The 25,476-nt window shown below is 63.1% G+C and carries 24 protein-coding genes and 2 pseudogenes; 23 read left to right on the forward strand and 3 right to left on the reverse strand.

The features are described 5' to 3' along the window. Nucleotides 1-194: 194 nt before the first annotated feature. Nucleotides 195-1,108: pseudogene (ppk2, locus tag ACWTU7_RS05930) on the forward strand (polyphosphate kinase 2). A gap of 244 nt (nucleotides 1,109-1,352) precedes the next feature. Here ppk2 and ACWTU7_RS05935 read toward each other — a convergent pair. Beyond that, the gene (locus ACWTU7_RS05935) at nucleotides 1,353-1,997 is read right to left on the reverse strand and encodes a dihydrofolate reductase family protein (RefSeq protein ID WP_455838119.1); all 645 of its coding nucleotides are present in this window, start codon (nucleotides 1,995-1,997) and stop codon (nucleotides 1,353-1,355) included. A 217-nt stretch (nucleotides 1,998-2,214) separates the two neighbouring features. Continuing rightward, on the reverse strand, nucleotides 2,215-3,246 hold the full coding sequence (hemB, locus tag ACWTU7_RS05940; protein WP_455838120.1) for a porphobilinogen synthase: 1,032 nt from the start codon (nucleotides 3,244-3,246) through the stop codon (nucleotides 2,215-2,217). 206 nt (nucleotides 3,247-3,452) lie between these two features. Between hemB and ACWTU7_RS05945 the strand changes: the two genes are divergently transcribed. From ACWTU7_RS05945 to ACWTU7_RS06030, 18 genes and pseudogenes are all read left to right on the forward strand, one after another. Next, entirely contained in the window at nucleotides 3,453-4,496 is a 1,044-nt protein-coding gene (locus ACWTU7_RS05945; protein WP_455838121.1) for an enoyl-CoA hydratase/isomerase family protein, read from the forward strand. Continuing rightward, nucleotides 4,493-4,915, forward strand: a complete 423-nt coding sequence (locus tag ACWTU7_RS05950) for a DUF6163 family protein (RefSeq protein ID WP_127212047.1) — start codon at nucleotides 4,493-4,495, stop codon at nucleotides 4,913-4,915. The genes ACWTU7_RS05945 and ACWTU7_RS05950 overlap by 4 nt, the downstream gene beginning before the upstream one ends. Nucleotides 4,916-5,170: 255 nt before the next feature. Then, complete coding sequence (gene ldtR / locus ACWTU7_RS05955) at nucleotides 5,171-5,686, forward strand: transcriptional regulator LdtR (protein ID WP_095485756.1); 516 nt, start codon at nucleotides 5,171-5,173, stop codon at nucleotides 5,684-5,686. A gap of 328 nt (nucleotides 5,687-6,014) precedes the next feature. After that, a complete protein-coding gene (locus ACWTU7_RS05960; protein ID WP_065008046.1) occupies nucleotides 6,015-7,268 on the forward strand; it encodes a L,D-transpeptidase family protein in 1,254 nt (417 codons plus the stop codon). Between the two features lie 363 nt (nucleotides 7,269-7,631). After that, nucleotides 7,632-8,945: a serine hydroxymethyltransferase gene (gene glyA / locus ACWTU7_RS05965; protein ID WP_029353390.1), complete on the forward strand. Its 1,314-nt coding sequence runs from the start codon at nucleotides 7,632-7,634 to the stop codon at nucleotides 8,943-8,945. Between the two features lie 85 nt (nucleotides 8,946-9,030). Next, nucleotides 9,031-9,615, forward strand: coding sequence for a hypothetical protein (locus tag ACWTU7_RS05970; protein WP_455838300.1), 585 nt, complete (start codon nucleotides 9,031-9,033; stop codon nucleotides 9,613-9,615). Between the two features lie 147 nt (nucleotides 9,616-9,762). After that, nucleotides 9,763-10,239, forward strand: a complete 477-nt coding sequence (gene nrdR, locus ACWTU7_RS05975; RefSeq protein WP_065008049.1) for a transcriptional regulator NrdR — start codon at nucleotides 9,763-9,765, stop codon at nucleotides 10,237-10,239. A gap of 2 nt (nucleotides 10,240-10,241) precedes the next feature. Continuing rightward, nucleotides 10,242-11,372, forward strand: coding sequence for a bifunctional diaminohydroxyphosphoribosylaminopyrimidine deaminase/5-amino-6-(5-phosphoribosylamino)uracil reductase RibD (gene ribD / locus ACWTU7_RS05980; RefSeq protein ID WP_095521729.1), 1,131 nt, complete (start codon nucleotides 10,242-10,244; stop codon nucleotides 11,370-11,372). Next, on the forward strand, nucleotides 11,372-11,989 hold the full coding sequence (locus ACWTU7_RS05985) for a riboflavin synthase (RefSeq protein WP_455838122.1): 618 nt from the start codon (nucleotides 11,372-11,374) through the stop codon (nucleotides 11,987-11,989). The genes ribD and ACWTU7_RS05985 overlap by 1 nt, the downstream gene beginning before the upstream one ends. 26 nt (nucleotides 11,990-12,015) lie before the next feature. Further along, nucleotides 12,016-12,153 (forward strand): annotated as a pseudogene (locus tag ACWTU7_RS05990) (CopG family transcriptional regulator); the annotation flags it as partial. Nucleotides 12,154-12,241: 88 nt separating this feature from the next. Continuing rightward, nucleotides 12,242-12,736 (forward strand): 6,7-dimethyl-8-ribityllumazine synthase, encoded by a 495-nt coding sequence (ribH, locus tag ACWTU7_RS05995; protein ID WP_029353404.1) that lies wholly within the window; start codon nucleotides 12,242-12,244, stop codon nucleotides 12,734-12,736. Continuing rightward, complete coding sequence (gene nusB, locus ACWTU7_RS06000; protein WP_029353406.1) at nucleotides 12,733-13,233, forward strand: transcription antitermination factor NusB; 501 nt, start codon at nucleotides 12,733-12,735, stop codon at nucleotides 13,231-13,233. Before ribH ends, nusB begins: the two co-directional genes overlap by 4 nt. Then, nucleotides 13,230-14,450, forward strand: coding sequence for an MFS transporter (locus ACWTU7_RS06005; RefSeq protein ID WP_455838123.1), 1,221 nt, complete (start codon nucleotides 13,230-13,232; stop codon nucleotides 14,448-14,450). The genes nusB and ACWTU7_RS06005 overlap by 4 nt, the downstream gene beginning before the upstream one ends. Nucleotides 14,451-14,728: 278 nt before the next feature. Then, complete coding sequence (osmF, locus tag ACWTU7_RS06010; protein ID WP_455838124.1) at nucleotides 14,729-15,640, forward strand: glycine betaine ABC transporter substrate-binding protein OsmF; 912 nt, start codon at nucleotides 14,729-14,731, stop codon at nucleotides 15,638-15,640. Nucleotides 15,641-15,891: 251 nt separating this feature from the next. After that, on the forward strand, nucleotides 15,892-17,055 hold the full coding sequence (locus tag ACWTU7_RS06015; protein ID WP_455838125.1) for an ABC transporter permease: 1,164 nt from the start codon (nucleotides 15,892-15,894) through the stop codon (nucleotides 17,053-17,055). After that, nucleotides 17,052-17,990, forward strand: coding sequence for an ABC transporter ATP-binding protein (locus ACWTU7_RS06020; protein WP_455838126.1), 939 nt, complete (start codon nucleotides 17,052-17,054; stop codon nucleotides 17,988-17,990). Before ACWTU7_RS06015 ends, ACWTU7_RS06020 begins: the two co-directional genes overlap by 4 nt. Then, nucleotides 17,987-18,751 carry an ABC transporter permease gene (locus ACWTU7_RS06025; RefSeq protein ID WP_455838127.1) on the forward strand — a complete coding sequence of 255 codons (765 nt, stop codon included), beginning with the start codon at nucleotides 17,987-17,989 and terminating at the stop codon, nucleotides 18,749-18,751. The genes ACWTU7_RS06020 and ACWTU7_RS06025 overlap by 4 nt, the downstream gene beginning before the upstream one ends. Before the next feature lie 268 nt (nucleotides 18,752-19,019). Continuing rightward, nucleotides 19,020-21,161 (forward strand): sodium-translocating pyrophosphatase, encoded by a 2,142-nt coding sequence (locus tag ACWTU7_RS06030; protein ID WP_455838128.1) that lies wholly within the window; start codon nucleotides 19,020-19,022, stop codon nucleotides 21,159-21,161. Nucleotides 21,162-21,438: 277 nt separating this feature from the next. On the opposite strand, the gene ACWTU7_RS06035 is transcribed toward ACWTU7_RS06030, so the two are convergent. Then, nucleotides 21,439-21,987, reverse strand: coding sequence for an outer membrane protein assembly factor BamE (locus ACWTU7_RS06035; RefSeq protein WP_455838129.1), 549 nt, complete (start codon nucleotides 21,985-21,987; stop codon nucleotides 21,439-21,441). Between the two features lie 114 nt (nucleotides 21,988-22,101). Between ACWTU7_RS06035 and ACWTU7_RS06040 the strand changes: the two genes are divergently transcribed. The 4 genes from ACWTU7_RS06040 (at nucleotide 22,102) to ACWTU7_RS06055 (ending at nucleotide 25,397) form a co-directional block, all read left to right on the forward strand. Continuing rightward, nucleotides 22,102-22,644: a ubiquinol-cytochrome C chaperone family protein gene (locus tag ACWTU7_RS06040; RefSeq protein WP_128342683.1), complete on the forward strand. Its 543-nt coding sequence runs from the start codon at nucleotides 22,102-22,104 to the stop codon at nucleotides 22,642-22,644. Between the two features lie 7 nt (nucleotides 22,645-22,651). Continuing rightward, nucleotides 22,652-23,215 carry a YceD family protein gene (locus ACWTU7_RS06045; RefSeq protein WP_455838130.1) on the forward strand — a complete coding sequence of 188 codons (564 nt, stop codon included), beginning with the start codon at nucleotides 22,652-22,654 and terminating at the stop codon, nucleotides 23,213-23,215. 130 nt (nucleotides 23,216-23,345) lie between these two features. Further along, complete coding sequence (gene plsX / locus ACWTU7_RS06050; protein WP_455838131.1) at nucleotides 23,346-24,416, forward strand: phosphate acyltransferase PlsX; 1,071 nt, start codon at nucleotides 23,346-23,348, stop codon at nucleotides 24,414-24,416. 9 nt (nucleotides 24,417-24,425) lie between these two features. Continuing rightward, complete coding sequence (locus ACWTU7_RS06055) at nucleotides 24,426-25,397, forward strand: beta-ketoacyl-ACP synthase III (RefSeq protein WP_455838132.1); 972 nt, start codon at nucleotides 24,426-24,428, stop codon at nucleotides 25,395-25,397. Nucleotides 25,398-25,476: the final 79 nt, after the last annotated feature.

Consider the following 25,476-nt stretch of genomic DNA (forward strand, 5'->3'; position numbering starts at 1 on the left):
TGTAGGACAATTCGAGCCGCTTGTCGTGCATGCCATGGAGGCTGATCGATCACATCTCACGGATTTGCGCGACCGGCACACAGGCCGGCTGAAATAAAACCGTCATTGCCGGCCTGTATGCAAGTCGGCTCAAGGTGTTCGGTCTTGGCCGGCAGGCCGGACGCCGACAGGGGCTCGCACGCGGAGCAGCATAAATGACCGAAGCAAAACAGAATTCTCCTGCCAAGGACTGGCTGGAGGCGGAGCTCGCCGACACGCTTGACGAAGATTACGAGCTGGAAATGTCGGAACCGGCGCTGTCGCTGGAGATCGCCAAGATCTACAAGAAAGCGCATCCGCCCTCGATGGATCGCCAGCAATATTTTCGCGACCTGATCACGCTGCAATCCGAATTGATCAAGCTGCAGTCCTGGGTGGCATATCACAAGAAGAAGCTGGTCGTGATTTTCGAGGGCCGCGATTCGGCCGGCAAGGGCGGCGTCATCAAGCGCATCACCCAGCGGCTGAATCCGCGCATCTGCCGCGTCGTAGCACTTCCGGCGCCGACCGAACGCGAAAAGTCGCAATGGTATTTCCAGCGCTACGTCCCGCATCTGCCGGCAGGCGGCGAGATCGTGCTGTTCGACCGCTCCTGGTACAACCGCTCCGGCGTCGAAAGGGTGATGGGATTTGCCGAACCGGATCAGGTCGAGGAGTTTTTTCGCGACGTGCCGGAGTTCGAGCGCATGCTCGTCCGCTCCGGCATCACGCTGGTCAAATACTGGTTCTCCATCACCGACGAGGAGCAGCAGATGCGTTTCCAGTCCATGATCCGATGAAGCAGTGGAAGCTGTCGCCGATGGACCTGCAGTCGCGCGTGCGCTGGGAGCAGTACACCAAGGCCAAAGAAGAGACGTTCGCCCGCACCAACATTCCCGAAGCCCCCTGGTTCATCGTCGAAGGCAACGACAAGAAGCGGGCGCGGCTGAACTGCATCGATCATCTCCTCAAGCAGATGCCTTATGAAGAAGTGCCGCACGAAGAGATCACGCTGCCCGACCGCGTCTTCAATCCCGAATACGAGCGCCAGGTGCTGCCGCGCGAGCTGTATGTACCGGAGAAGTATTGAGGCAGGGTTCCCTTCTCCCCGTCACTATACGGGGAGAAGGTGCCGGCAGGCGGATGAGGGGCGGCGCCGACCTCGGCAGTTGAACCCGGCCAAGTTACTGCGTGGGCCAAACTCATTCTGACGCAATCTTCGATCGGTTGCGCCGCCCATCATTGCCCTGCCGGGCATTTCTCCCCGTATAGTGACGGGGAGAAATGGGCCTGCACCGAGGGTTTCGCCAATCACCAACGTTGCAAAAGTGCCGCTAAGCCCGCTTGATGATGACGTGCGTGGCAAGCGGCGTCGCCACCTGTTCGGTGCACTGATAGCCGAGCTTGAGCATGTCGAGGCCGGCAAAAAGGTTCTCACCCTTGCCGAGCAGCAGCGGCGACACCGCCAGGTGCATCTCGTCAATCAGCTTCTCCTGCAGATATTGCCGGATGGTGGCGACGCCGCCGCCGACCCGAACATCCTTGCCGCCGGCCGCCGCCTTCGCCTGTTCCAGCGCCGAGTGGATGCCGTCGGTGACGAAAGAGAAAGTCGTGCCGCCTTCCATCACAATAGGGTCGCGTGGATGGTGGGTCAGCACGAAGACCGGTACGTGGTAAGGTGGATTGTCGCCCCACCAGCCTTTCCAGTTCTCGTCCGGCCATTCGCCGCGGATCGGGCCGAACATGTTGCGGCCCAGGATCCAGGCGCCGACATTTTCGAAGCTGCGCACGGTGAACGCCTCGTCGGCATCCATGGTGCCGCCCTCCTTGCCAACCATCTGACGAAATGTGCGAGTGCCGACCATCCATTTGTGCAGATCTTCTCCGCCGACACCGAGAGGATTGCTGAGATCCTGGTCAGGACCCGCGCCGAACCCGTCGAGCGACAGGGTGAAAGCGTTGACACGAAGTTTGGACATGAGAGCCTCCTCGATAACCAGTTGCGTTATGCAATCAGTTATTGGTAGCTTAACTGATTGCGAATTGCAAGCGGTGTTTGGACACGGCAAGGCGAGAGAGAAGGGCCAGGCGACTCTCGCTGCGTTTCACCGGCCGGAAACTGAAATTGTCCTGTATGTCGAAGCGGATCGCCGGCTATTGTTCGCGCCGCGAACCAATGTTCGGCTGAAGGGGATGCTACCCCTCCAGCATCGCCGCCACTTCGGGCGCGAAATAGGTGAGGATGCCGTCGCAGCCGGCGCGCTTGAAGGCTAGCAGCGATTCCAACATCGCCTTGTCGCCCTCGATCCAGCCATTGGCAGCGGCCGCCTTGATCATCGAATATTCGCCCGACACCTGATAGGCGAAGGTCGGCATCCGGAATTCGTCCTTCAGCCTGCGGATGATGTCGAGATAGGGCAGGCCGGGCTTGACCATCAGCATGTCGGCGCCCTCGGCGAGGTCCTGCTCGGCCTCGCGCACGGCCTCGTCGGAATTGGCGTGGTCGAGATAGTAGGTCTTCTTGTCGCCCTTGAGCAGGCCGGCGGTGCCGACCGCCTCGCGATAGGGCCCGTAGAAAGCGGAGGCGAATTTCGTCGCGTAGGACATGATCGCCACATCCTGAAAACCATTGGCGTCGAGCGCGTCGCGGATGGCGCCGATGCGGCCATCCATCATGTCGGACGGGGCAATGATATCGGCGCCGGCCGCCGCCTGGATGACGGCAGCCGCAGTGACCTGCTCCACGGTCTGGTCGTTGACGATGATGCCGTCGCGCAAGATGCCGTCGTGGCCGTGCGAGGTGAAGGGATCGAGCGCTGCGTCGGTGATGATGCCGATCTCTGGCACCGCGTGTTTGATGGCGCGCGTGGCGCGGTTGATGATGTTTTCCGGATCGAGGATATGCGAGCCGGTCTGGTCGCGCAGGCCGAGCTCGACATTCGGGAAGGTGGCGATCGCCGGAATGCCGAGCTTTGCCGCGCGCTCGGCCTCCTTGACGGCAAGGTCGAGCGACAGGCGGAAGACGCCGGGCATGGCGGCGATCGGTTCGCGGATATTCTTCCCATCGACGACGAAGATCGGCCAGATCAGGTCGTCGACGGAGAGCCGGTTCTCCTGGACGAGGCGGCGCGACCAGTCGGCCTTGCGCATGCGGCGCAAACGGCGGCTGCCGGTGATCTCGTCGACGCTGCGCGCGCCGGCAGGCTTTGCTGGGGTGAATTTGTTCATCGCCAAAACTCCGGATCGGCAGCTTTTACCACGAGCTTCCGCCGCTGACCAATGCGCCACGTTTGTGCCAGGCTGGCATTACCTGGCTATCGGTATACCAAATCCGGCTGACCGTTGCAGGACAGGATTGACCTTGGCATTGACGCACCCATGCGCCACGCTTTAGCACTTCAGTCCCGGCGGCGCAGGGGAGGGAATGTCAGGCGATGGATTTTGGCGGCAGCGACGAGATCCGCTTCGAACGATTGGACAGGGCCCGCATCGTCACGCTGACGCGGCCGCAAGCGCTCAATGCCGTCACCCACCGCATGGTCAAGGCGCTCGACAAGGCGCTGCGCGCCTGGGAGCGGGACGACGGCGTCGACGTCGTCATCGTCAAGGCCGAGGGCAGGGCGTTTTCGGCCGGCGGCGACATCCTCCACATCTACGAGGCCGGCCGGGCGGGAAAGCCGCCGGTCGATTTCTTCGCCGACGAATACCGGCTGAACGCCCGCATCGCGCGGTTCAAAAAACCCTATGTCGCCCTGATCGACGGCATCGTCATGGGCGGCGGCGTCGGCATCTCGTTCCACGGTTCGCATCGGGTGCTGACCGAAAACGCCCAATTCGCCATGCCGGAAGTCGGGATCGGCTTTTTCCCGGATGTCGGCGCCAGTCATCTCCTGCCGAACCTTGGCGGCAGTTTCGGCATGTATCTGGCCCTGACCGGAAACCGCATCCGCTATGGCGACGCTTTGTGGTCGGGCCTGGCGACGCATACGATCAAGGCGCAGGACCAGGCCGGTTTTCTCGACCGGCTGGTCGCGACCGGCGACCCGGAATCGGCGCTGCGCGGCTTTTCCGTCCCGGCCCGCCGCGAGACTGACAGTCGGACGATGGAAGCGATCGCCCGGCATTTCGCGCAAACGTCGCTGGGTGACGTCATCGGCAGCCTGGAGCGCGCCGCACCCGCCGATGCGTTCGCGGCAAAGACGCTGGCGACGATCCGCACCCGCTCGCCGACCAGTCTGCATGTCGCCTGGCGCGAGATCAACGCCGGGCTGACGCTATCGATGGACGAGTGCATGCGGATGGAATTCCGCATCCTCAACCGCATGCTTGCCGGCCACGATTTCTACGAAGGCATCCGCGCCGCCATCATCGACAAGGGCTCGACGCCGCAATGGCGGCCGGCAGGCATCGACGACGTCAGTGCTGCCGAGGTCGATGCCTATTTTGCTCCGCTCGGCGAACGGGAACTCGAGCTGTGAGCGACGTCACGTCGAGACGCGTCGTGCTCCAGCCCTCGACGGTCGAGGTCATCTTCGCCTGGTTCCAGCGCGTCATATCGGGCTACTGCCTGTTGTTCGGGATTTTGTACTGGATCCGGCTGATCGGCTTCTATCCCGGCTCGTTGTGGCGCTTCGACCTGATGCCGGTGCATTGGCAGGTGGCGGCGGTGACGCTCGCCGTCTTCTTCCCCTTCGCCGCCGCCGGTCTGTGGATGCTGGCCTCCTGGGGGCCGGTGATCTGGTTCATCTGCGCGGCGACCGAGATCGTCATGTATGCCGGCTTTCCCGAGCTCTTCGGCCACCGGCCGCTGATCCTCGCCTCGCATGCGGCGGTGGCGCTGCTCTACATCGTCTTTCGCGTGGTGATCTGGATGCAGAAGCGCCAGAGCCGGCAATAGAGCATCGGACCGATGCTCAACAAGAATAGCGCCGCTCGTCCCATTGGACGCGCAAATTTCGCCCGGAACCATTGGCTAAATCTTTAGGTTAATCATCCTTGTTCGGGTGACCCTTCGTTAAGCCTCTTTCGAAACCTCTTACCGGTAAGCTCTTGTTAGCCCTAGCGTTTAAGTCGAATTTTATGAGTATTCGATAGTGTCGCGATCAAGGTGAAAAACAAAAAATCACCAGGCGACAAACGAGAGGCAAAGACAATGATCAATTCCCGTCCGGCGGCGAAGACCGCCAACGTATCCGATGACCGCCGCGAGGCAATCCGTTCGCTGTACATGGAATCGCTGCAGCTGGTGGAGCGGCTGCACCGCCGTCTGCTTGACGTGATCAAGGACGAATTCGACCGCAACGGCCGTTCCGACATCAACGCCATCCAGGCGCTGCTGCTCTTCAACATCGGCAATTCGGAACTGACCGCCGGCGAACTGCGCTCGCGCGGCTACTATCTCGGCTCGAACGTCTCCTACAATCTGAAGAAGCTGGTTGATCTCGGCTTCATCAACCACCAGCGCTCGCGTATCGACCGCCGTTCGGTGCGGGTTTCGCTGACGCCGAAGGGCAGTGAGGTGGCGGAAGTCGTCGGCGGCCTCTACGAGCGCCATGTCGGCTCGATCGAGCAGGTCGGCGGCATCAACACGGAAGAATTCAAGCAGATGAACCGCGCCCTGCAGCGGCTGGATCGGTTCTGGAACGATACGATTGCGTATCGGATGTAAGGCGCCGCATCGAGATCGGGAGCCGCGCCAAAGAAGCGCGGTCGGGGACAACCAATCAAGGACCGGTGCCGAAAAGCATCGGTCTTTCCGTTTCGTCATACCGGCCGATCCAAATCACGGTCAGGGCCACGTTGCCGCCATATTCCCGGTGAAAGCGAGTTTGCGGGTGATGTTGCGGCGAAAGCCGGCGTCTCCCTGAACGCGCGTCGCCCCCGGCGCGCTCTCACGAAGTGATAGGGGTCATGGTTGGCTAATTGTTAACAATGCCAACCCTAGAGTGCGGGCGGGATCGCCCGGTGAAATTGTTACAGGAATGTCTGGAGCGTACATGAGAACCAGTCGCCGTTTCTTCCTTTCCGGAGCCTCCGCGTTGGCCGCGACGATGCTTGCCGGTGGTGCCAGCGCGCAGGACGTGATCGCGGATATCCTGAAATCCTCAGGCCGCGGCAACTGGAACGACCAGTTCGACGCCCGCGCCAGCCAGGGCGGCAAGGTGGCCTCGACGCTGCCGATCGTCAGCCTGCAGACCGTTGCGTACACCGAGCAGGCGATAGCGCAGTATCAGAACATTGTCGCGCAGGGCGGCTGGGAGCCGGTCCCGGATACCAAGAAATTGCAGCTCGGTGTTGTCGACCCCGACGTGGTGCCATTGCGCAGGCGCTTGATGATTTCGGGCGACCTGGCGCAGAGCGCCGGCCTGTCAGAGGCCTTCGATTCCTATGTCGATGCGGCGGTCAAGCGCTTCCAGGCGCGCCATGGCCTGCCTTCCGACGGGACCCTGGGCCAATATACCTATGCGGCGATGAATGTTTCGGCGCAGGTCCGGCTTGGCCAGCTGCAGACCAATCTGCAGCGGCTGAACGAACGCGCCGGCACGCTGGGCAACCGTTATGTGTTGGTCGACATCCCGGGCGCCCAGATCGAGGCGGTCGAGAACGACCGCGTCGTGCTGCGCCACACCGCCGTTGTCGGCAAGATCGACCGCCAGACGCCGATCGTCGATTCCAAGATCAACGAGATCATCGTCAATCCCTACTGGAACGCGCCGGTATCGATCGTGCGCAAGGATATCATTCCGCTGATGCGGAAGGACCCCAATTACCTCAAGGACAGCAAGATCCGCCTGTTCGCACCGGATGGCAGCGAGGTCGATCCGCTGACCGTCGACTGGTCGACCGACGACGCGGAGAAATACCGCTTCCGTCAGGATCCGGGCGCCGGCAACGCGATGGCCTCGGTCAAGATCAATTTCCCGAGCCCGGACGGCGTCTACATGCACGACACGCCGCAGCAGAGCCTGTTCGGCAAGATGATGCGCTTCGATTCCTCGGGCTGCGTGCGCGTCCAGAACGTGCGCGACCTCGTCACCTGGATCCTGCGCGACACGCCGGGCTGGAACCGCCAGTATTTCGAGTCGGCGATCAAGAGCGGCGAGAACATCCCGGTGCAGGTCACCAATCCGGTGCCGGTCTATTTCCTTTACATATCGGCCTGGTCGACTGGGCCTGGCGTCGTGCAGTTCCGCGACGACATCTACGGGCTCGACGGAGCCAACGAGCTGCAAATCACCTCTGCGCTCTAAGCGACTGATCTTTTTGCTGAAAGGCCGCCGGTGAGGGCGGCCTTTGTATCCGGCTGGAGCGCGCGCTTCGCGCCGGGTCCGGAAAGCGCCGTTCGGTACAGAGCCATGCAAGTCGCCACGCGGCCAAGGCGCGGTGCTCGCCATGTTTCGCAGCCGTGAGATCAACGACCATACGAAGCAGGCGCTGCTGACCGAGATCACGCTCACCGAGGCGTTGCTGAACGGCCGGCAGGCAAGAAAATAGGTGGCTCTTTGGCCTGGCTGCCGCAATCTGACCAGCAAATTTCGCGCCGCAAACGTGGCGGGGCGAAATCAACTGTGTTAATGGCGCGGCAGACCCCCCGGACGACAAGGATCTCAAGCATGGCAACAGCAGCGGCAGTGTCGAACAAATTCGAATCCTTCTTCGAAACCACGCTTGCCGATGCCGACCCGGAGATTTTCGGCGCGATCCGCAACGAACTCGGCCGCCAGCGCCACGAGATCGAGCTGATTGCATCGGAAAACATTGTCTCCCGCGCCGTGCTGGAAGCGCAGGGGTCGATCATGACCAACAAATACGCCGAGGGCTATCCGGGCAAGCGCTACTATGGCGGCTGCCAGTTCGTCGACGTGGCCGAGGAACTAGCCATCGAGCGTGCGAAAAAGCTGTTCGGCTGTAACTTCGCCAACGTCCAACCGAATTCCGGCAGCCAGATGAACCAGGCGGTGTTCCTGGCGCTGCTGCAGCCCGGCGATACCTTCATGGGTCTCGACCTGAACTCGGGCGGGCATCTGACCCATGGCTCGCCGGTCAATATGAGCGGCAAATGGTTCAAGGTCGTTTCCTACGGCGTGCGCAGGGACGATCATCTGCTCGACATGGATGCGATCGAGAAGACCGCCCACGAAACCAAGCCGAAGCTGATCCTGGCCGGCGGCACCGCCTATTCGCGCGTCTGGGACTGGAAGCGCTTTCGCGAGATCGCCGACTCGATCGGCGCCTATCTGATGGTCGACATGGCCCATATTGCCGGCCTGGTCGCCGGTGGCGTGCATCCGTCGCCGCTGCCCTATGCCCATGTGGTGACCACCACCACGCACAAGTCGCTGCGCGGCCCGCGTGGCGGCATGATCCTGTGCAACGACGAGGATATCGCCAAGAAGATGAATTCGGCCGTGTTTCCGGGCCTGCAGGGTGGCCCGCTGATGCATGTCATCGCCGCCAAGGCGGTGGCCTTCGGCGAAGCGCTGAAGCCAAGCTTCAAACTCTACGCCGAGAGCGTTGCCGCCAATGCCAAGGCGCTTGCCTCCAGCCTGCAGGAAACCGGTCTCGACATCGTCTCCGGCGGCACCGACAACCATCTGATGCTGGTCGACCTGCGCCCGAAGAACGCCACCGGCAAACGCGCCGAGGCAGCGCTTGGCCGCGCCAACATCACCTGCAACAAGAACGGCATCCCTTTCGATCCCGAAAAGCCGTTCGTCACCTCGGGCGTGCGGCTCGGCACGCCGGCCGGCACCACGCGCGGTTTCGGCCAGGCCGAGTTCCGCGAGATCGGCAAGCTGATCGCCGAGGTGCTGGACGGGCTCAAGGCCGCGAATTCCGACGAGGGCAATGCAGCCGTCGAGGCAGCGGTGAAGGCGAAGGTGGCCGCGCTGACGGATCGTTTTCCGCTCTATCCCTATCTCGGTTGAGCCCACGCAAAGTGTCGTCCCTTATCAGCCGGACGAAAAGCACTGTTTCAGTGGGGACGGAGTCCGGACAGGAGCCTTGATGATGATGCAGATTTTCCGTGTCGCTGGCTTTGCCGCGCTTGGCGTGTTGGCGACACTGACCACCTTGCCGCTGTCCGCTTTGGCACAGTCTGCGCCCACCCCAGCCGCACCGAAGACCGAAACCTTCGGCAAGTGGTCCACCACTGTGGACGAGATCGATACCGGTGAGGATCTGCGCAGGACCTGTGTCGCCTCGACCGCCTTTCTCGACGCGAGCGGTGCCAGCGGCACCCTCACGCTCGCCATCTCGAATGGTGATGCACTGCCGCCCGATGGCTATCCAACCCTTGTCATCGCCATGAAGAACAAGGACTTGCCGACTGGCGAGAACATTCCGGCGGTGTTCGGCGACAGCAACGGCAAGGTCAAGGCGACCGTCGATGCCATGGCGGGTGCCGGCGGAAAATGGATGTTGAAAAACAAGCCCGAGATCAGCCTGGCGCTGCTGCGTGCCATGCGCCGCGCCAGCGCACTTGATGTGATCTTCGCCGACACACCGGTCGCGACGGTATCGATGGACGGCTTCACAAAGGCCTATCGCAGCCTCGGCGTGTCATGTGGATTCCCAACCGTCGACGCCGCGCCGTAATCGGCCGGTGTTGCCGTCTGGTATGATCTGGCAATTTTCTTCGCGCCTCGCTATTTCTGAGGCGCGAGAGACCACCCGATACTTTGCTATCGCGGCAAAAACCTCTAAGCCTTTCGCTCCACGAGAATCGCGAACACAAGGCTGTCCATGCGCTGTCCCTACTGCCAGTCCGAAGATACGCAGGTGAAGGATTCGCGCCCCGCCGAAGACGGCGCGGCGATCCGCAGGCGGCGCGTCTGCCCCGATTGCGGCGGCCGCTTCACCACCTTCGAGCGTGTGCAGTTGCGCGACCTCGTGGTGGTGAAGAAGTCCGGACGCAAGGTGCCGTTCGACCGCGACAAGCTGCTGCGCTCGGTCGAGATTGCGGTGCGCAAGCGCAATGTCGATCCCGAGCGCATCGACCGCGCGGTGACCGGCATCGTGCGCCAGCTCGAAAGTTCGGGCGAGACCGAGGTCGCCTCGGGCGAGGTCGGCCGCCTGGTGATGGAGGCGCTGAAATCGCTCGACGACGTCGCCTATGTGCGCTTTGCCTCGGTCTATCGCAATTTCCGCGAGGCCAAGGATTTTCACGAGGTGCTGGGTGAGCTCAAAGGTGACGAGCTCAAGGAAGAGGACGCCGGCTGAGCATGGCAGGGCCCGGGCGCAGCCAAGCCGAACAAGAGGGTCTTGATCGCCGCTTCATGGCGGCAGCACTCAGGCTGTCGCGCAAAAATGCCGGGCGGACCGCGACCAACCCTTCCGTCGGCACGCTGATCGTGCGTGATGACGGCACCGGACCGATGATCGTCGGCACCGGTGTCACCGCTGTCGGCGGCCGGCCGCATGCTGAGACCGAGGCGCTGGCCGAGGCCGGCGAGCTCGCACGCGGCGCCACCGCCTACGTCACGCTGGAGCCCTGCGCCCACCATGGCCGTACGCCGCCTTGCGCCAATGCACTGCTCAATGCCGGCGTCACGCGGGTGGTTGGGGCTGTGAGCGACCCCGATCCACGCGTGTCCGGCAAGGGCTATGCGATCCTGCGTGCCGCCGGTGTCGAGGTTGTCGAAAGGGTGCTCGCGGCAGAAGCCGCCGAGCAGATGGCCGGCTATCTCATTCGATCTCTGAAAAAACGTCCGGAAGTGATCCTGAAACTTGCGCTTTCCAGCGACGGCAAGATCGGCATGGAAGGCGAGGGGCAAGTCTCGATCACCGGCGACATCGCCCGGCGCGAAGTCTATCTGATGCGGGCCGAAGCCGATGGCATATTGATCGGCATCGGCACGGCGCTGGAGGACGATCCGGCGCTGACGGTGCGGTTGCCGGGGCTGGAAAACCGTTCGCCGGCGCGCATCGTGCTCGACCGCCAGATCAGGCTGCCGGAAACATCGAAGCTGGTCGCCGGCGTCGACCGGGTTCCGCTCTATGTCGCCGCCTGCGCCGAAGCCGACCCATACCGGCGGGCCGCGCTCGAACGCGCCGGCGTGCGCTTCATCGGCACCGAGACGTATGAAGGCGATATAGCGTTGCCGGAACTGCTCGAGGATCTGGCGGCGCTTGGGATGGCGAGCGTGCTGGTCGAGGGCGGCGCCAAGGTGGCCAAGGCCTTCCTCGCCGAAGGGCTGGTCGACCGCATCGTGCTGTTCCAGGGGCAGGAGCCGATCGGCAGGAGCGGCATTGTATCGCCCATCGACGCCAACCATATCCCGGCAGGATTTCGCAAATTGCGCGACATGCGTTTCGGCGAAGACAGCTACGCGGAGTGGATAAGGGACATCTGATGTTTACCGGGATTGTCACCGATGTCGGCACCGTCGCTGCGGTGAAGCCGCTGAGAGAGGGCGTCGGCCTGCGCATCGACACCGCCTATGACCCGCAGACCATCGCCATCGGTGCTTCGATTTGTTGTGGCGGCGTCTGCCTGACGGTGACGGCCTTGCCGGAAAGCGGCGCCAATGCGCGCTGGTTCGAGGTCGAGGCCTGGGAAGAGGCGCTCAGGCTGACAACGGCCATGGGCTGGAAATCCGGCACGAGGATCAATCTGGAGCGGGCGCTGAAGATCGGCGACGACCTTGGTGGCCACATCGTTTCAGGCCATGTCGACGGCACGGCCGAGATCATCGAACGCAAGGACGAGGGCGATGCTGTGCGCTTCACGCTGGAAGCGCCGCGCGACCTCGCCAAATTTATCGCGCCCAAGGGTTCGGTCGCGCTCGACGGTACCTCGCTCACCGTCAACAAGGTTGAGGGCACGCGCTTCGACGTGCTTCTGATCCATCACTCGCTGACGGTGACCACCTGGGGCGAACGCCAGGTCGGCGACCGGGTCAACCTTGAGATCGACACCATGGCCCGCTACGCGGCGCGTTTGGCCGAGGCCGCGAAAGTGGGGCTTTGATGATTGAGGGCAGAAGGACTTCCAGACAGGAAGAGCAACTGACGCGCGAAGCGTTAGCCGATGTTGACGCCGGTAATGTGATTGACCACCATGTCGTGCAGGCTTGGGCTTTGAGCCTTGATCCCAGGAATCCGTGTCAGACGCCGCGCCGGGAAATAAAATAGTTTCGGCAGACCTCCCGCATCTCCACCAATCTTCTGCTTGCGATCAAACCGGCTTCGGCCTAAGTCACCGGCGATCCCGGAGACATCTATGGCTGGCACATCCCAACACGGCAAAGCGTTCATTCGCCCGAAGAAGAAGGCCCACCTTCTTATCATCGAGGCACGCTTCCATGACGATCTTGCTGATGCGCTGCTCGAAGGCGCGACAAGCGCGCTCGAGGAAGCGGGCGCGACATACGATGTCGTCACCGTCCCGGGCTCGCTCGAGGTTCCCGCGGTGATTTCCTTCGCGCTTGACGGCGCGGCCGAAGGCGGGCCGAGCTATGACGGTTTTGTCGCCCTTGGTACCATCGTGCGCGGTGACACCTATCATTTCGACATCGTCGCCAATGAATCGAGCCGCGCCCTGATGGACTTGTCCGTGCAGGAAGCGGTCTGCATCGGCAACGGCATCCTGACCACCGAAAATGACGAACAGGCCTGGACGCGGGCCAAACGCTCGGAAGGCGACAAGGGCGGCTTTGCCGCGCGTGCGGCGCTGACTATGATTGCCCTCAAGCAACAATTGGGAGAGCGATCGTGAGCGGGCCCGCATCACCCGGCCAGGCCGCAGCACGCCTCGCCAACAAGCGCGGTGCTGCCCGTCTGGCCGCAGTGCAGGCGCTCTATCAGATGGATGTGGCCGGCAGCGGCGTCTTCGAAATCACCGCCGAATATGAGGCATTCAGGCTCGGCAAGGAAGTCGACGGCGCGCTCTATCGCGAGGCGGACGCACAATGGTTTCGCGCCATCCTCGCCGGCGTCGTCGAGAACCAGAAAACCATCGATCCGGTCATCCGCCAGGCGCTGACCGAGGACTGGCCGCTGTCCAGGCTCGATTCGACGCTGCGCGCCATATTGCGCGCCGGCGTCTACGAACTGATGAAGCGAGAGGACGTGCCGGTGGCTGTCATCGTTTCGGAATATGTCGACATCGCCAAGGCGTTTTACGAAGAAGACGAGCCGAAGCTGGTCAACGCGGTGCTCGATCGCGTGTCGCGCCGGGTGCGCGGCGAAGGGCGTGGCAAGGACGCTTCATGACGGCCGTCGCTATCGCCGAGGCTGGCAGGGAAGCGCGCCGCACGGCGCTCATCCTTGCCGCTTCGCAGGCGATTATCGGTTCGGCCGCACCCATCGCCATTTCTGTGGGTGGGTTGGCCGGGCATTATCTGCTCGGCTTCGACAAGTCGCTGGCGACGGCGCCGATCACCGGCTTCAACGTCGGTGTGGCGCTCGGCGCCTTGCCTGCCGCCGCCATCATCGGCCGGCTCGGCCAGCGTGACGGCTTCATGACCGGCACGATCGTCACTGCGCTCGGTGGTCTGATCGCCACGCTGGCGCTGTTTCAAGCCAGCTTTTGGCTCTTCGCCTTCGGCCTGCTGGTGATCGGCATCGGCGGTGCCTTCGTCCAGCAATTCCGCTTCGCCGCCGCCGACAACGCGCCGTCTGAATTCAAGGCGCGCGCCATTTCCTTCGTGCTGGCCGGCGGCATCGTCACCGCCATCCTTGGGCCGCAGATCGTCATCTTCACCCGCGAATTGTTTGCGCCGGTGATGTTTGCCGGCTCGTTCGCGTCGATCCTGGTGCTGGCAGCTGTCGGCGCCGCCATCCTGTCGTTCCTGCGCATCCCGGCCAAGGCAGCCGTCAAGGTGGAAATCGCCGACAGCGATGCGCGGCCGCTCTCCGAGATCGTCACAAGGCCTCGCTTCGTGGCGGCGCTGTTTTGTGCCGTCGGCAGCTACGCGCTGATGAGCTTCGTCATGACCGGCGCACCGCTCGCCATGGTCGGCTGCGGCCTGTCGACGGACGACGCCACGCTCGGCATTTCCTGGCATGTGATGGCGATGTTCGCGCCGAGCTTCTTCACCGGCTCGCTGATCTATCGCTTCGGCGCCGAACGGATCGTCGCAACCGGACTTGTGTTGCTCGTCGGCTGCGCAGCGGTGGCGCTGTCGGGCTTGGCACTGTGGCAGTTCTGGACGGCGCTGATCCTGCTCGGCCTCGGCTGGAATTTCGGCTTTATCGGCGCCACTGCCATGGTCGCCGACAGCTACCGGCCATCCGAAAAGGGCAAGGTCCAGGGTTTTCACGACTTCGTCCTGTTCGGCTCCGTCGCTTTTGCATCGCTGATGTCGGGCGCCGTCTACAACGCCTGGGGCTGGGAGATGCTGAACTGGATCATCTTCCCGGTGACGGTGCTGTGCTTCGTGGCACTGGGTGTGTTGAAGATGACAAGCGCGCGGCCGACCAGCGCATGACCCCGAACCGAAGGTTCGCTTCGGCGAAATCGGAATCGATTTCGCTGGGGATCATGCGCAAAATCAAAAGTGCTACAGCGTCCTTTGCGCGTCCAAGCGGACGCGCGGCGCTGTAGTGACATGACGATGTCGGGACGAGGCAGCCGCGAGCTCACCCGCTTCCGAACAATTATTGCGCCCATGCCCCTTCTTATGAAACCGTGTACCCCGACGGAGCAGTGAAGCCATGCTCATATGCGGCAGCCGTAGTCCGGTTCTCAGCAAGGGATATTTGTGAAATGTTTTCAGTCAAGGTTTTGGCCGGCGCGGCTCTGGCGCTCGGCATCACCGCAGCCTCGGCGAGCGCTCAGGTGGTCGTGTCGTCGAAAATCGACACTGAGGGCGGTGTGCTCGGCAACATCATCCAACTCGTGCTGAACGCCAACGACATCCAGACCACCGACCGTATCCAGCTCGGCGGCACTCCGGTGGTGCGCAAGGCGATCACCGCCGGCGAAATCGACCTTTATCCGGAATACACCGGCAATGCCGCCTTCTTCTTCGAAAAGGCCGACGACCCCGTGTGGAAGGATGCCGCCAAGGGCTATGAAATGGCCAAGAAGCTCGACTATGACGCCAACAAGATCGTCTGGCTGTCGCCGTCGCCGGCCAATAACACCTGGGCGATTGCGCTGCGCAAGGATGTCGCCGAGACCAACAAGCTGGCGACGCTGTCCGACTTCGGCAAATATGTCGCCGGCGGCGGCCAGGTGGTGCTGGCGGCCTCGGCCGAGTTCGTCAATTCGGCTGCCGCGCTGCCGGCCTTCCAGACCACCTATGGCTTCACGCTTAAGCCGGACCAGCTGATCACGCTGTCCGGCGGCGATACGGCGGCGACCATCGCCGCTGCGGCGAACCAGACCAACGGCGCCAATGCCGCCATGGTCTACGGCACCGATGGCGGCATTGCGCCGTCCGGCCTGGTCGTGCTCGATGACGACAAAGGCGTGCAGCCGGTCTACCAGCCGGCTCCGATCATCCGCGAGGCGGTGCTGAAGGAGCATCCCGAGATCGAGACGCTGCTGAAGCCGGTCTTCGCCAAGCTTGACCTCGTCACCCTGCAGGAACTGAACGGCCGCGTGCAGGTCGGCGGCGAGCCGGTCAAGGGCGTCGCCGAAGACTTTTTGAAGAAGAACGGGTTTTTGAAGTAGGCCGTTCCTGAAATCGTGACATCGGTGCGCGGCGCCCCCCTCTGGCCCGCCGGCCATCTCCCCCTCAAGGGGGGAGATCAGATGTCGCGACGGCTTTCGCCACCTTTCAGCTGTGCAAGGTGTATACCGGCGCTGACGCTGCCAATCTCTCCCCTTGACGGGGAGATGTCCGGCAGGACAGAGGGGGGCGCGACGGAGCGCGACGGTCCTGACGTCAGATCCTCAAGTCGCCGCGCTCGCACATGCAAGGCATGACAGTCCGGTTCGACAAGCTCGGCGTGGTCATTGCCGCGATCGTTGCCTATGCGGCGTTCGCAGCACCCTTCGCCACCTCCCGCGCCAACCGCATCGTGCCCGGCGAGGCGCGCTCGATCCTTGATTCCTTGCCGGCGGCGGTCGGCCCATTGCTGCTGGCGATCCTCGTCATCGCGGCAATCATCGCGCTCTTGAAAACGCCGCTCGTCCTGCGCCTTGCGGCTAGCGTGATCGCGCTTGCAGCCCTTGCCATCCTGATCGGCGTCGCCGGCAGCTTCCTGACGCCTGAGGGTAATACGTTCGCGCGCATTTCGCCCGCCTCGGGTTTCTGGCTGCTCATCTTCGCCTTCACGCTTTTGCTTGCCGATGTGCTGACGCGATTGAATCTGTCGCCATGGGCACGCCTCGGCGGGCTCGTCATAGCTGCGCTGGCAATCGGCCTGCTTTTGGCTTCGGGAAGTTGGAACAGCCTGTCGATCCTCAAGGAATATGCCAACCGCGCCGACAGTTTCTGGGCGGAGGGCTCCAAGCATGTGACGCTGGCGCTGGGCTCGCTGGCGGCGGCGGTGGTCGTTGGTCTGCCGCTCGGCATCCTCTGCCACCGCGTCGACAAAATTCGCGCCGGCGTGCTGAATGTGCTCAACATCATCCAGACCATTCCTTCCATCGCGCTGTTCGGCCTGCTGATCGCGCCGCTCGGCTGGGTCGCCACGCATGTGCCGGGAGCGGCGGCGCTTGGCATTCGCGGCATCGGCACCGCCCCCGCCTTCCTCGCGCTGTTCCTCTATTCGCTGCTGCCGGTGGTGGCCAACACCGTGGTCGGCCTTGCCGGCGTGCCGCGCGCCGCCAACGACGCCGCCCGCGGCATGGGCATGACCGATCGCCAGCGCCTGTTCGGCGTTGAGTTTCCGCTGGCTTTTCCGGTCATCCTCACTGGCATCCGCATCGTGCTGGTGCAGAACATCGGCCTCGCCACCATTGCCGCGCTGATCGGCGGCGGCGGCTTCGGCGTGTTCGTGTTCCAGGGCGTCGGCCAGACGGCGATGGACCTGGTGCTGCTCGGCGCCGTGCCGACTGTGGCGATGGCCTTTGCCGCCGCCATCATCCTCGACGCAGTGATCGAAATGACCGCCACCAAGCGCAGGGTTGAAACGGCATGATCGAGATCGAAGGCATTACCAAGCGCTATGACGCGACGACCGTCGTCGACGACGTGTCGATGCTGATAGAACCACGCACCATCGCCGTGATTGTCGGCACTTCCGGCTCCGGCAAAACGACTCTGCTACGCATGATCAACCGGCTGGTCGAGCCGACCTCGGGCGTCATCAAGCTAGACGGCACCGACAACCGTTCGCTGCCCGGCTACGAACTGCGCCGCAGCATCGGCTACGCCATCCAGGGCCACGGCCTGTTTCCGCACCGCACGGTGGCGCAGAACATCGCCACCGTGCCAGTGCTGCTCGGCTGGGACAAGGCTCGAATCAAGGCCCGTGTCGAAGAGTTAATGACGCTCTATCAGCTCGACCCCGAGGCGTTCGGGCCGCGCTATCCGCACGAGCTTTCCGGTGGCCAGCAGCAGCGCGTCGGCGTTGCCCGCGCGCTTGCCGCCGAGCCGAACGTGCTTCTGATGGACGAGCCGTTCGGCGCCCTCGACCCGATCATCCGCAATAAGGCGCAGGAGGATCTTCTGGCGATCCAGAAGCGCTTTGGCACCACCATCATCCTCGTCACCCATGACATGGAGGAGGCGGTGCATATGGGCGACAAGATCGCGGTGATGGATGCCGGCAAGCTCGTGCAATATGCCAAGCCCGCCGAGATCCTGGCGAAGCCGGCCAGCGCCTTCGTCGAGACACTGGTCGGCGCCAGCGAAAAACCGTTCAGACTGCTGTCGCTCGGCCGCGTGCGCGACGCGGTGGAGACGGGCACCGCCGAAGGCGAGGCGATCCCCGACGACGCCAGCCAGCGCGATGCTCTGGCTGAACTCCTCTGGTCGGGACGCCCGGCGCTGCCGGTGAAAGGCGCCGACGGCAAGCCGCTCGGCCGCGTGACGGTGGATGGGCTGGTGAAACGCGCAGCGAGGCCGGCGTGAAAGAGGCCGGTGTAAAAGCCTGGCTTCCGTCGCTGCTCAGGCTTGTCCTGGTGGTGTTGCTGGTTGCGTTCGTGACCAATCCCGGCTGGTTCGAACCGCTGCTGAAGCCGCTGACCGAGAACAACGCGCCGGCAATCTACAATCAGGGCAGCCTTTTGACGTTGACGCTGCTGCATCTGCGGACCGTGCTGATCGCGACGGTGGCGGCGACCATCGTTGCCGTGGCGCTCGCCATCCTGGTCACCAGGCCGGCCGGCGTCGAATTCCTGCCGCTGTCGCGCAGCCTGGTCAATATCGGCCAGACCTTTCCGCCGGTGGCGGTGTTGGCGCTGGCCGTGCCGGCGGTCGGCTTTGGCGAGAAGCCGACACTGATCGCGCTGTTTCTCTACGGCCTTCTGCCGATCTTCGAGAACGCGCTGACCGGGCTGACGACGCTGCCGGCCAACGTGGTCGAGGCGGCGCGCGGCGCCGGCATGACCGGCTGGCAAAGGCTGGTCAAGGTCGAGCTGCCGCTCAGCGCGCCGATCATCCTCGGCGGTATCCGGCTGTCGGTGGTCATCAGCCTCGCCACCGCGACGATCGGCTCGACCGTGGCGGCCAGGACGCTGGGCGAGGTGATCATCGCCGGTCTGTTGTCGAACAACCTCGCCTTCGTCCTGCAGGGCGGCCTGATCGTTGCCGCCCTTGCCGTGCTGATCTATGACGGGCTGTCGGCGATCGAGCGCTACACCGCGCGCCGCATGGGGCAGGAGACGGCGTAGCCGACAAATCAGCTCAGATATCGCCTTGCTTATCTCGACGGGAAACAGTGATTCCCATGACCCGACCGGGTTCTGAAGTGAAAGATAGCGGCTCTACCGAGAGGCTTTAGGCGAAAGCCGGGCAAAAACCGAACAATATCTTGACGTTCGCACCCCTGTTTCGCATAAGCCGGTGCGAAGGGAGCGGATTCCGCGCGCGGAATCCGCTCCCCGTCTCAACGGCCCAGGGAGGGGTTCTTTTGGGTCATCAATCGAGGAAAATCCGGCAATGACCATAATTTCAGCTGTCATCGCCTGCGGTCTGCTTTCAGTCCTTTACGCCATCTGGGCGACACGTTCGGTCCTCGCGGCCGATCAGGGCAATGCACGCATGCAGGAAATTTCCGCGGCCATCCGCGAAGGCGCGCAGGCCTATCTGGCGCGCCAGTACACCACCATCGCCATCGTCGGCGTCGTGGTCCTGCTGCTCGCCTGGTGGCTGCTTTCGATCACCGCCGCCATCGGCTTCCTGATCGGCGCCGTTCTGTCGGGCGCTGCCGGCTTCATCGGCATGCACGTCTCGGTGCGCGCCAATGTCCGCACCGCGCAGGCGGCTTCCAACAGCCTCGCTGCCGGCCTTGAGATCGCCTTCAAGTCGGGCGCCATCACCGGCATGCTGGTCGCTGGCCTGGCCCTGCTCGGCGTCTCGATCTACTACCTGATCCTGACCCAATTCATGGGCCTTCAGCCAAACGACCGTGTCGTCATCGACTCGCTGGTTTCGCTCGGCTTCGGCGCCTCGCTGATCTCGATCTTCGCCCGTCTCGGCGGCGGCATCTTCACCAAGGGCGCCGACGTCGGCGGCGATCTCGTCGGCAAGGTCGAAGCCGGCATTCCGGAAGACGATCCACGCAATCCGGCCACCATCGCCGACAATGTCGGCGACAATGTCGGCGACTGCGCCGGCATGGCCGCCGACCTGTTCGAGACCTATGCGGTGACCGTGGTCGCCACCATGGTCCTCGCCGCCATCTTCTTCGGCGGCACCGCCGTTCTCAGTGCCACGATGCTCTATCCGCTGGCCATCTGCGGCGCCTGCATCCTGACCTCCATCGTCGGCACTTTCTTCGTCAAGCTCGGCTCCAACGGCTCGATCATGGGCGCGCTCTATAAGGGCCTGATCGTCACCGGCCTGCTGTCGATCGTCGGCCTCGGCATCGCCACCTCGGCAACGCTGGGCTGGGGCGAGATCGGAACGGTCGCCGGCATGGCCATCACCGGCACGAACCTGTTCATCTGCGGCCTGATCGGTCTCGCCGTGACCGGCCTCATCGTGGTGATCACCGAATACTATACCGGCACCGGCAAGCGCCCGGTGAACTCCATCGCCCAGGCTTCGGTCACCGGTCACGGCACCAATGTCATCCAGGGTCTTGCGGTCTCGCTGGAATCGACGGCACTTCCGGCGATCGTCATCGTCGGCGGCATCATATCGACCTACCAGCTCGCCGGCCTCTACGGCACCGCGATCGCAGTCACCACGATGCTCGGCCTTGCCGGCATGATCGTTGCGCTCGACGCCTTCGGCCCGGTCACCGACAATGCCGGCGGCATTGCCGAAATGGCCGGCTTGCCCAAGGAAGTGCGCCAGTCCACCGATGCGCTCGACGCCGTCGGCAACACCACCAAGGCGGTGACAAAGGGTTACGCCATCGGTTCGGCCGGTCTCGGCGCGCTGGTGCTGTTTGCGGCCTACTCCAACGACCTGAAGTTCTTTGCCGCCAATAGCGACAAATATCCTTACTTCCAGGGTATGAGCGAAGTCTCTTTCGACCTCTCCAACCCTTACGTCGTCGCCGGCCTGATCTTCGGCGGTCTGATTCCGTATCTGTTCGGCGGCATCGCCATGACCGCCGTCGGCCGTGCGGCGGGCGCCATCGTCCAAGAGGTGCGCAAGCAGTTCCGCGAGGATCCTGGCATCATGGCCGGCACGTCGAAGCCGAACTATGCGCGTGCGGTCGACCTTCTGACCAAGGCGGCGATCCGGGAAATGATCATTCCGTCGCTGCTGCCGGTGCTGGCGCCGTTGGTCGTCTATTTCGGCGTGCTGCTGCTCTCGGGCTCGAAGGCGTCCGCCTTTGCAGCACTTGGTGCCTCGCTGCTCGGCGTCATCGTCAACGGCCTGTTCGTCGCCATCTCGATGACCTCTGGCGGCGGCGCCTGGGACAACGCGAAAAAATCGTTCGAGGACGGCTTCACCGACAAGGACGGCATCAAGCACCTCAAAGGTTCCGAGGCGCACAAATCCTCGGTGACCGGCGACACGGTCGGCGATCCCTACAAGGACACCGCCGGTCCGGCTGTCAACCCGGCGATCAAGATCACCAACATCGTCGCCCTGCTGCTGTTGGCCGTGCTCGCGCACGGCTGAGGCCGCTCGGCCCTTCCGGGCCCGCAATCCAGAACCGAACCCGCGGGAGCTATCCCGCGGGTTCTTCTATTTTGGACGTACAGCATCAGGGCATTGATGCCCGTGACGGCTCCAAAGCTCGAGTTCAAGTCGTCTGCGGCCCGCAGCCTGCGATGATGGCTTGCTGTCTCAAAACAAAAACCCGCAGGATCGCTCCCGCGGGTTTTCGGTCGCCTGAGATGTTGCTGCTTCCAGGGAAGCAAAAGGAAAGGATGAGAAGCCGATTCTTCGGGATGGATCAGGTGCCGCCGAGCGAGCTGCCGCCGCCGCCGCCGGGGAGGCCGGGCGCCAGCTTGCTGGCGCCGTTGATGATCTGACTGAGGAAGTTCTGGTCCTTGCCGCCGGTCGGCGTGGTCCTTGAGATGAAGTCGAACACCTTGCCGTCCTTCAGGCCGTAATTGGCGATCTGGGTAACGCGCCCGTCCTCGCCGAAATAGACCGCCAGCACCTTCTGGTCGACCAGCCTCGGCTTGTCGAAGGCGACGTAACGCTTGCGCGTCTGCGAGATGTAGTAGAAGGCCTCGTTGTCGAAAGTCGCCTTCGTCGACGGGGTGCCGAGCGCCAGAAGCACCTGTTCGCGGCTCGAGCCGACCGGCACCAGGTCGATCGCCTGCTGGTCGATCACGTAGCCCTGCGTCAGCGTCTCGCTCGGATTGAGATCGCCGATCATCTTCGACGAGTTGCAGGCGGAAAGCGCCGAAGCAACCACCAGCAGCGAGATCGCGCCGGCGGATCTAGGCAAAGCGGACCTGGGCAGAAAAGTCGACTTGAATTTCAGCGCGCGCAACTACAACTCCATTAGCTGGCCGCAACTTGCGCTGGGCCGCAAAACCGGTAAACCAGCTTGCTCGCCGATGCAACAAGGCCAATTCAACAAACGGTCCCCGGGAGACCACCCTCAATGTTCCAGCGCCTTTTTGGTCGCGAACGTCACGCCAACCGCGCTATCACCGAGGCGCTTTACGCACAAATCGTGGCAGCGGCGCGGCAAACTGTGTTTTATTCCGACTGGAATGTACCGGACACGCCGCTCGGCCGCTTCGAGATGCTGTCGCTGCACATGTTCCTGTTCCAGCACCGGCTGCGCGGCGAGGGCGGTGTTGCCGGGGAGGTCGCGCAGGTGCTGATCGACGAATTCTTCATGGATGTCGAGCATTCACTGCGGGAACTGGGCATCGGCGACGTCGGTGTGCCGAAGCGCATGAAGAAACTGGCGAAGATGTTTTATGGCCGCACCGCCGCCTATGACGATGCGCTGGAACGAAACGACCATGATGCACTCGTCGCTGCCCTTGCCCGCAATGTCCGGCCCGATACCGGCGCTTGGCCGCAAGCAACGCATCTGGCCGGCTACGTCGCCGATGTCTCCAGGCGACTCGCGGAACAGGCGACCGAATCGATTGTTTCCGGCACGGTGGCATTCCCCGTCGCCAAGACTATCTAAGGAAAAGATGAAACACGCCGATTCCCAGAGCCCCGATCACCAGAGCCCCGTGTCCTTCGTGGCCAATGTCGCCCGGCTGCCGCAAAAGGGACTGCCGGTGGTCATCAAGGCTGACGCCGCGCAGCGCGCCGCGCTAGCGGGCGAGCACGAGTTGCTCTCGGTCGAGAACTACCGCGCCGAACTGCTGGTGGCGCCATGGAAGCGCAACGGCGTCAAGGTCAGCGGCCGCGTCGAGGCCGATATCACCCAAGCCTGCGTCGTCTCCCTCGACCCGGTCGAGGCGCATATCGACGAGGCGGTCGACGCACTGTTTCTGCCGGAGCAGTCCAAGCTCGGGCGGCTGGGTTTCGAGGGCGGCGGCGAGATAATGCTCGATGCCGAAGGGCCGGACAGTCCTGAAACGTTTTCCGGCAATTCGATTGACGTCGGGGCGCTCGCCGAACAGTTCTTTGGGTTGGCGATCGATCCCTATCCGCGCAAGCAAGGCGTTTCGATGGAGGCTGCCGACCATGCCGGGACTGCGGAAAGCGAATTCCAGCAACAGCTGCGCTCCCTGCTCGGAAAATCCTGAAAACCCGACCCAATCGGAGAAAGCCGGTTGTGCGGCAGCCCAAAAACGCTATTTTCGCCGAACCTTCGCGAGCCCCAAACCGTTGCCAGCGCCAGGCGCTTGCTCAAGCAAACTGTGAGATGAACACCGAGTGATCAGGATTTCCATCGATGCCATGGGTGGCGATCACGGACCAAGCGTGGTCATCCCGGCGCTCATGACGGTCGCGACGCGGCGTCCCGACATCCGCTTCGTCATCTATGGTCGCGAGGAGGCAGTGCGCCCCGAACTCGCAAAACTCCCCAAGCTGGCGGAAGTGTGCGAGTTCATTCACTGCGACATAGCAGTCAGGATGGACGACAAGCCGAGCCAGGCGCTGCGCCATGGCCGCTGGAAATCGTCGATGTGGAAAGCGGTCGAGGCGGTCAAGGCAGGCACTGCCGACGCCTGCATCTCGGCTGGCAACACCGGCGCGCTGATGGCGATGTCGAGGTTCTGCCTTCGCACCATGGCGACCATCGACCGTCCGGCAATCGCGGCGCTCTGGCCGACATTGCGCGGCGAAAGCGTGGTGCTGGACGTCGGCGCCACCATCGGCGCGGATGCGCATCAACTGGTTGATTTTGCCATTTTGGGCACCGGCATGGCGCGCTCGGTGTTCGGCATCGAACGGCCGAGCATCGGTCTGCTCAACGTTGGCGTCGAGGAGATCAAGGGCCAGGAAGAGGTCAAGGAAGCGGGCCGCATGTTGCGCGAGGCCAACATGGCCTCGATGAACTACCATGGTTTCGTCGAGGGCGACGACATCGGCAAGGGCACGGTCGACGTGGTCGTCACCGAAGGATTTGCCGGCAACATCGCGCTGAAGACGGCGGAAGGCACGGTAAGACAGATCGCCGGTTACCTGCGCGCCGCGATGGACCGGACGCTGATGGCCAGGATCGGCTATATATTTGCCAAGGGCGCCTTCGATCGCCTGCGCGAAAAGATGGATGTCGGCCGTTCCAATGGCGGGGTTTTCCTGGGTCTGAACGGCATCGTGGTGAAAAGCCATGGCGGGGCTGATTCGGACGGCTTCGCGGCGGCGATTGAGCTTGGCTACGACATGGTGCGCAACAATCTGCTCGATCGCATCGAAGCCGATCTCGACCTGTTCCATGCGCGCAATCCGCATGCCCAGACATCCAGGAAGTCCGACGTCGTTGCCGACGCAGAGGAATAGGAAAGAGCCTTGATCAGATCAGTCGTGCGCGGCACAGGCGCCGCGCTGCCCCGCCGCACCATGAAGAATGCCGATTTCGAAGGCATGGTCGAGACCTCCGACGAATGGATCGCCCAGCGCACCGGCATCCGCCAACGCCATATCGCGGCCGACGACGAGACCACGGCTTCGCTCGGCGAGGCGGCGGCGCGCGCAGCCCTCGACAATGCCGGCCTGACGCCCGCCGATATCGACCTGATCGTGCTGGCGACGTCGACGCCCAACAACACCTTTCCGGCGACCGCCGTCGACATCCAGAACCGGCTCGGCATGCATCACGGCTTCGCCTTCGATCTGCAGGCAGTGTGCTCGGGCTTCGTCTATGCGGTTACGACAGCCGACCTCTATATCCGCGGCGGTCTGGCCAAACGCGTGCTGGTGATCGGCTCGGAAACCTTCTCGCGCATCCTCGACTGGAGCGACCGCTCGACCTGCGTCCTGTTTGGCGACGGCGCCGGGGCGATGGTGCTGGAAGCAGGAGAGGGGGCGGGCAGCATTGCCGACCACGGCGTGCTGGCAGCCAGCCTGCGCTCCGACGGGGCCCACAAGGACAAGCTGTTCGTCGATGGTGGACCATCGACCACCGGAACGGTGGGGCATCTCAGGATGGAAGGCCGCGAAGTGTTCAAGCACGCGGTCGGCATGATCACCGACGTCATCGAGGCGACGTTCTCAGCTGCCGGCATCACCGCTGAGGATCTCGACTGGTTCGTGCCGCATCAGGCCAATAAACGGATTATCGACGCTTCAGCCAAAAAGCTCGGGATAGCAGAGCAAAAGGTGGTGGTTACGGTCGATTTGCACGGCAACACCTCGGCGGCTTCCGTGCCGCTGGCTCTTTCGGTGGCGGTCGCCGACGGCCGTATCAAGAAGGGTGATCTGGTGCTGATCGAGGCGATGGGCGGGGGCTTCACCTGGGGCGCGGTTTTGGTTCGCTGGTAAGTGCCGAACTGACAGGTTCGGTCCTTGACCTTGCCGGATCAATTACTTAGGCTCTATCTTTGCTTATATAGAGTTATGT

This window comes from Mesorhizobium sp. BHscii, from assembly GCF_053848065.1.

Coding starts and splice junctions, on each gene's coding strand:
- ACWTU7_RS05935 (WP_455838119.1), bottom strand. CDS start 1,997: ATGTCCAAACTTCGTGTCAACGCTTTCACCCTGTCGCTCGACGGGTTC.
- hemB (WP_455838120.1), bottom strand. CDS start 3,246: ATGAACAAATTCACCCCAGCAAAGCCTGCCGGCGCGCGCAGCGTCGAC.
- ACWTU7_RS05945 (WP_455838121.1), top strand. CDS start 3,453: ATGGATTTTGGCGGCAGCGACGAGATCCGCTTCGAACGATTGGACAGG.
- ldtR (WP_095485756.1), top strand. CDS start 5,171: ATGATCAATTCCCGTCCGGCGGCGAAGACCGCCAACGTATCCGATGAC.
- ACWTU7_RS05960 (WP_065008046.1), top strand. CDS start 6,015: ATGAGAACCAGTCGCCGTTTCTTCCTTTCCGGAGCCTCCGCGTTGGCC.
- glyA (WP_029353390.1), top strand. CDS start 7,632: ATGGCAACAGCAGCGGCAGTGTCGAACAAATTCGAATCCTTCTTCGAA.
- ACWTU7_RS05970 (WP_455838300.1), top strand. CDS start 9,031: ATGCAGATTTTCCGTGTCGCTGGCTTTGCCGCGCTTGGCGTGTTGGCG.
- nrdR (WP_065008049.1), top strand. CDS start 9,763: ATGCGCTGTCCCTACTGCCAGTCCGAAGATACGCAGGTGAAGGATTCG.
- ribD (WP_095521729.1), top strand. CDS start 10,242: ATGGCAGGGCCCGGGCGCAGCCAAGCCGAACAAGAGGGTCTTGATCGC.
- ACWTU7_RS05985 (WP_455838122.1), top strand. CDS start 11,372: ATGTTTACCGGGATTGTCACCGATGTCGGCACCGTCGCTGCGGTGAAG.
- ribH (WP_029353404.1), top strand. CDS start 12,242: ATGGCTGGCACATCCCAACACGGCAAAGCGTTCATTCGCCCGAAGAAG.
- ACWTU7_RS06005 (WP_455838123.1), top strand. CDS start 13,230: ATGACGGCCGTCGCTATCGCCGAGGCTGGCAGGGAAGCGCGCCGCACG.
- osmF (WP_455838124.1), top strand. CDS start 14,729: ATGTTTTCAGTCAAGGTTTTGGCCGGCGCGGCTCTGGCGCTCGGCATC.
- ACWTU7_RS06015 (WP_455838125.1), top strand. CDS start 15,892: ATGACAGTCCGGTTCGACAAGCTCGGCGTGGTCATTGCCGCGATCGTT.
- ACWTU7_RS06020 (WP_455838126.1), top strand. CDS start 17,052: ATGATCGAGATCGAAGGCATTACCAAGCGCTATGACGCGACGACCGTC.
- ACWTU7_RS06030 (WP_455838128.1), top strand. CDS start 19,020: ATGACCATAATTTCAGCTGTCATCGCCTGCGGTCTGCTTTCAGTCCTT.
- ACWTU7_RS06040 (WP_128342683.1), top strand. CDS start 22,102: ATGTTCCAGCGCCTTTTTGGTCGCGAACGTCACGCCAACCGCGCTATC.
- ACWTU7_RS06045 (WP_455838130.1), top strand. CDS start 22,652: ATGAAACACGCCGATTCCCAGAGCCCCGATCACCAGAGCCCCGTGTCC.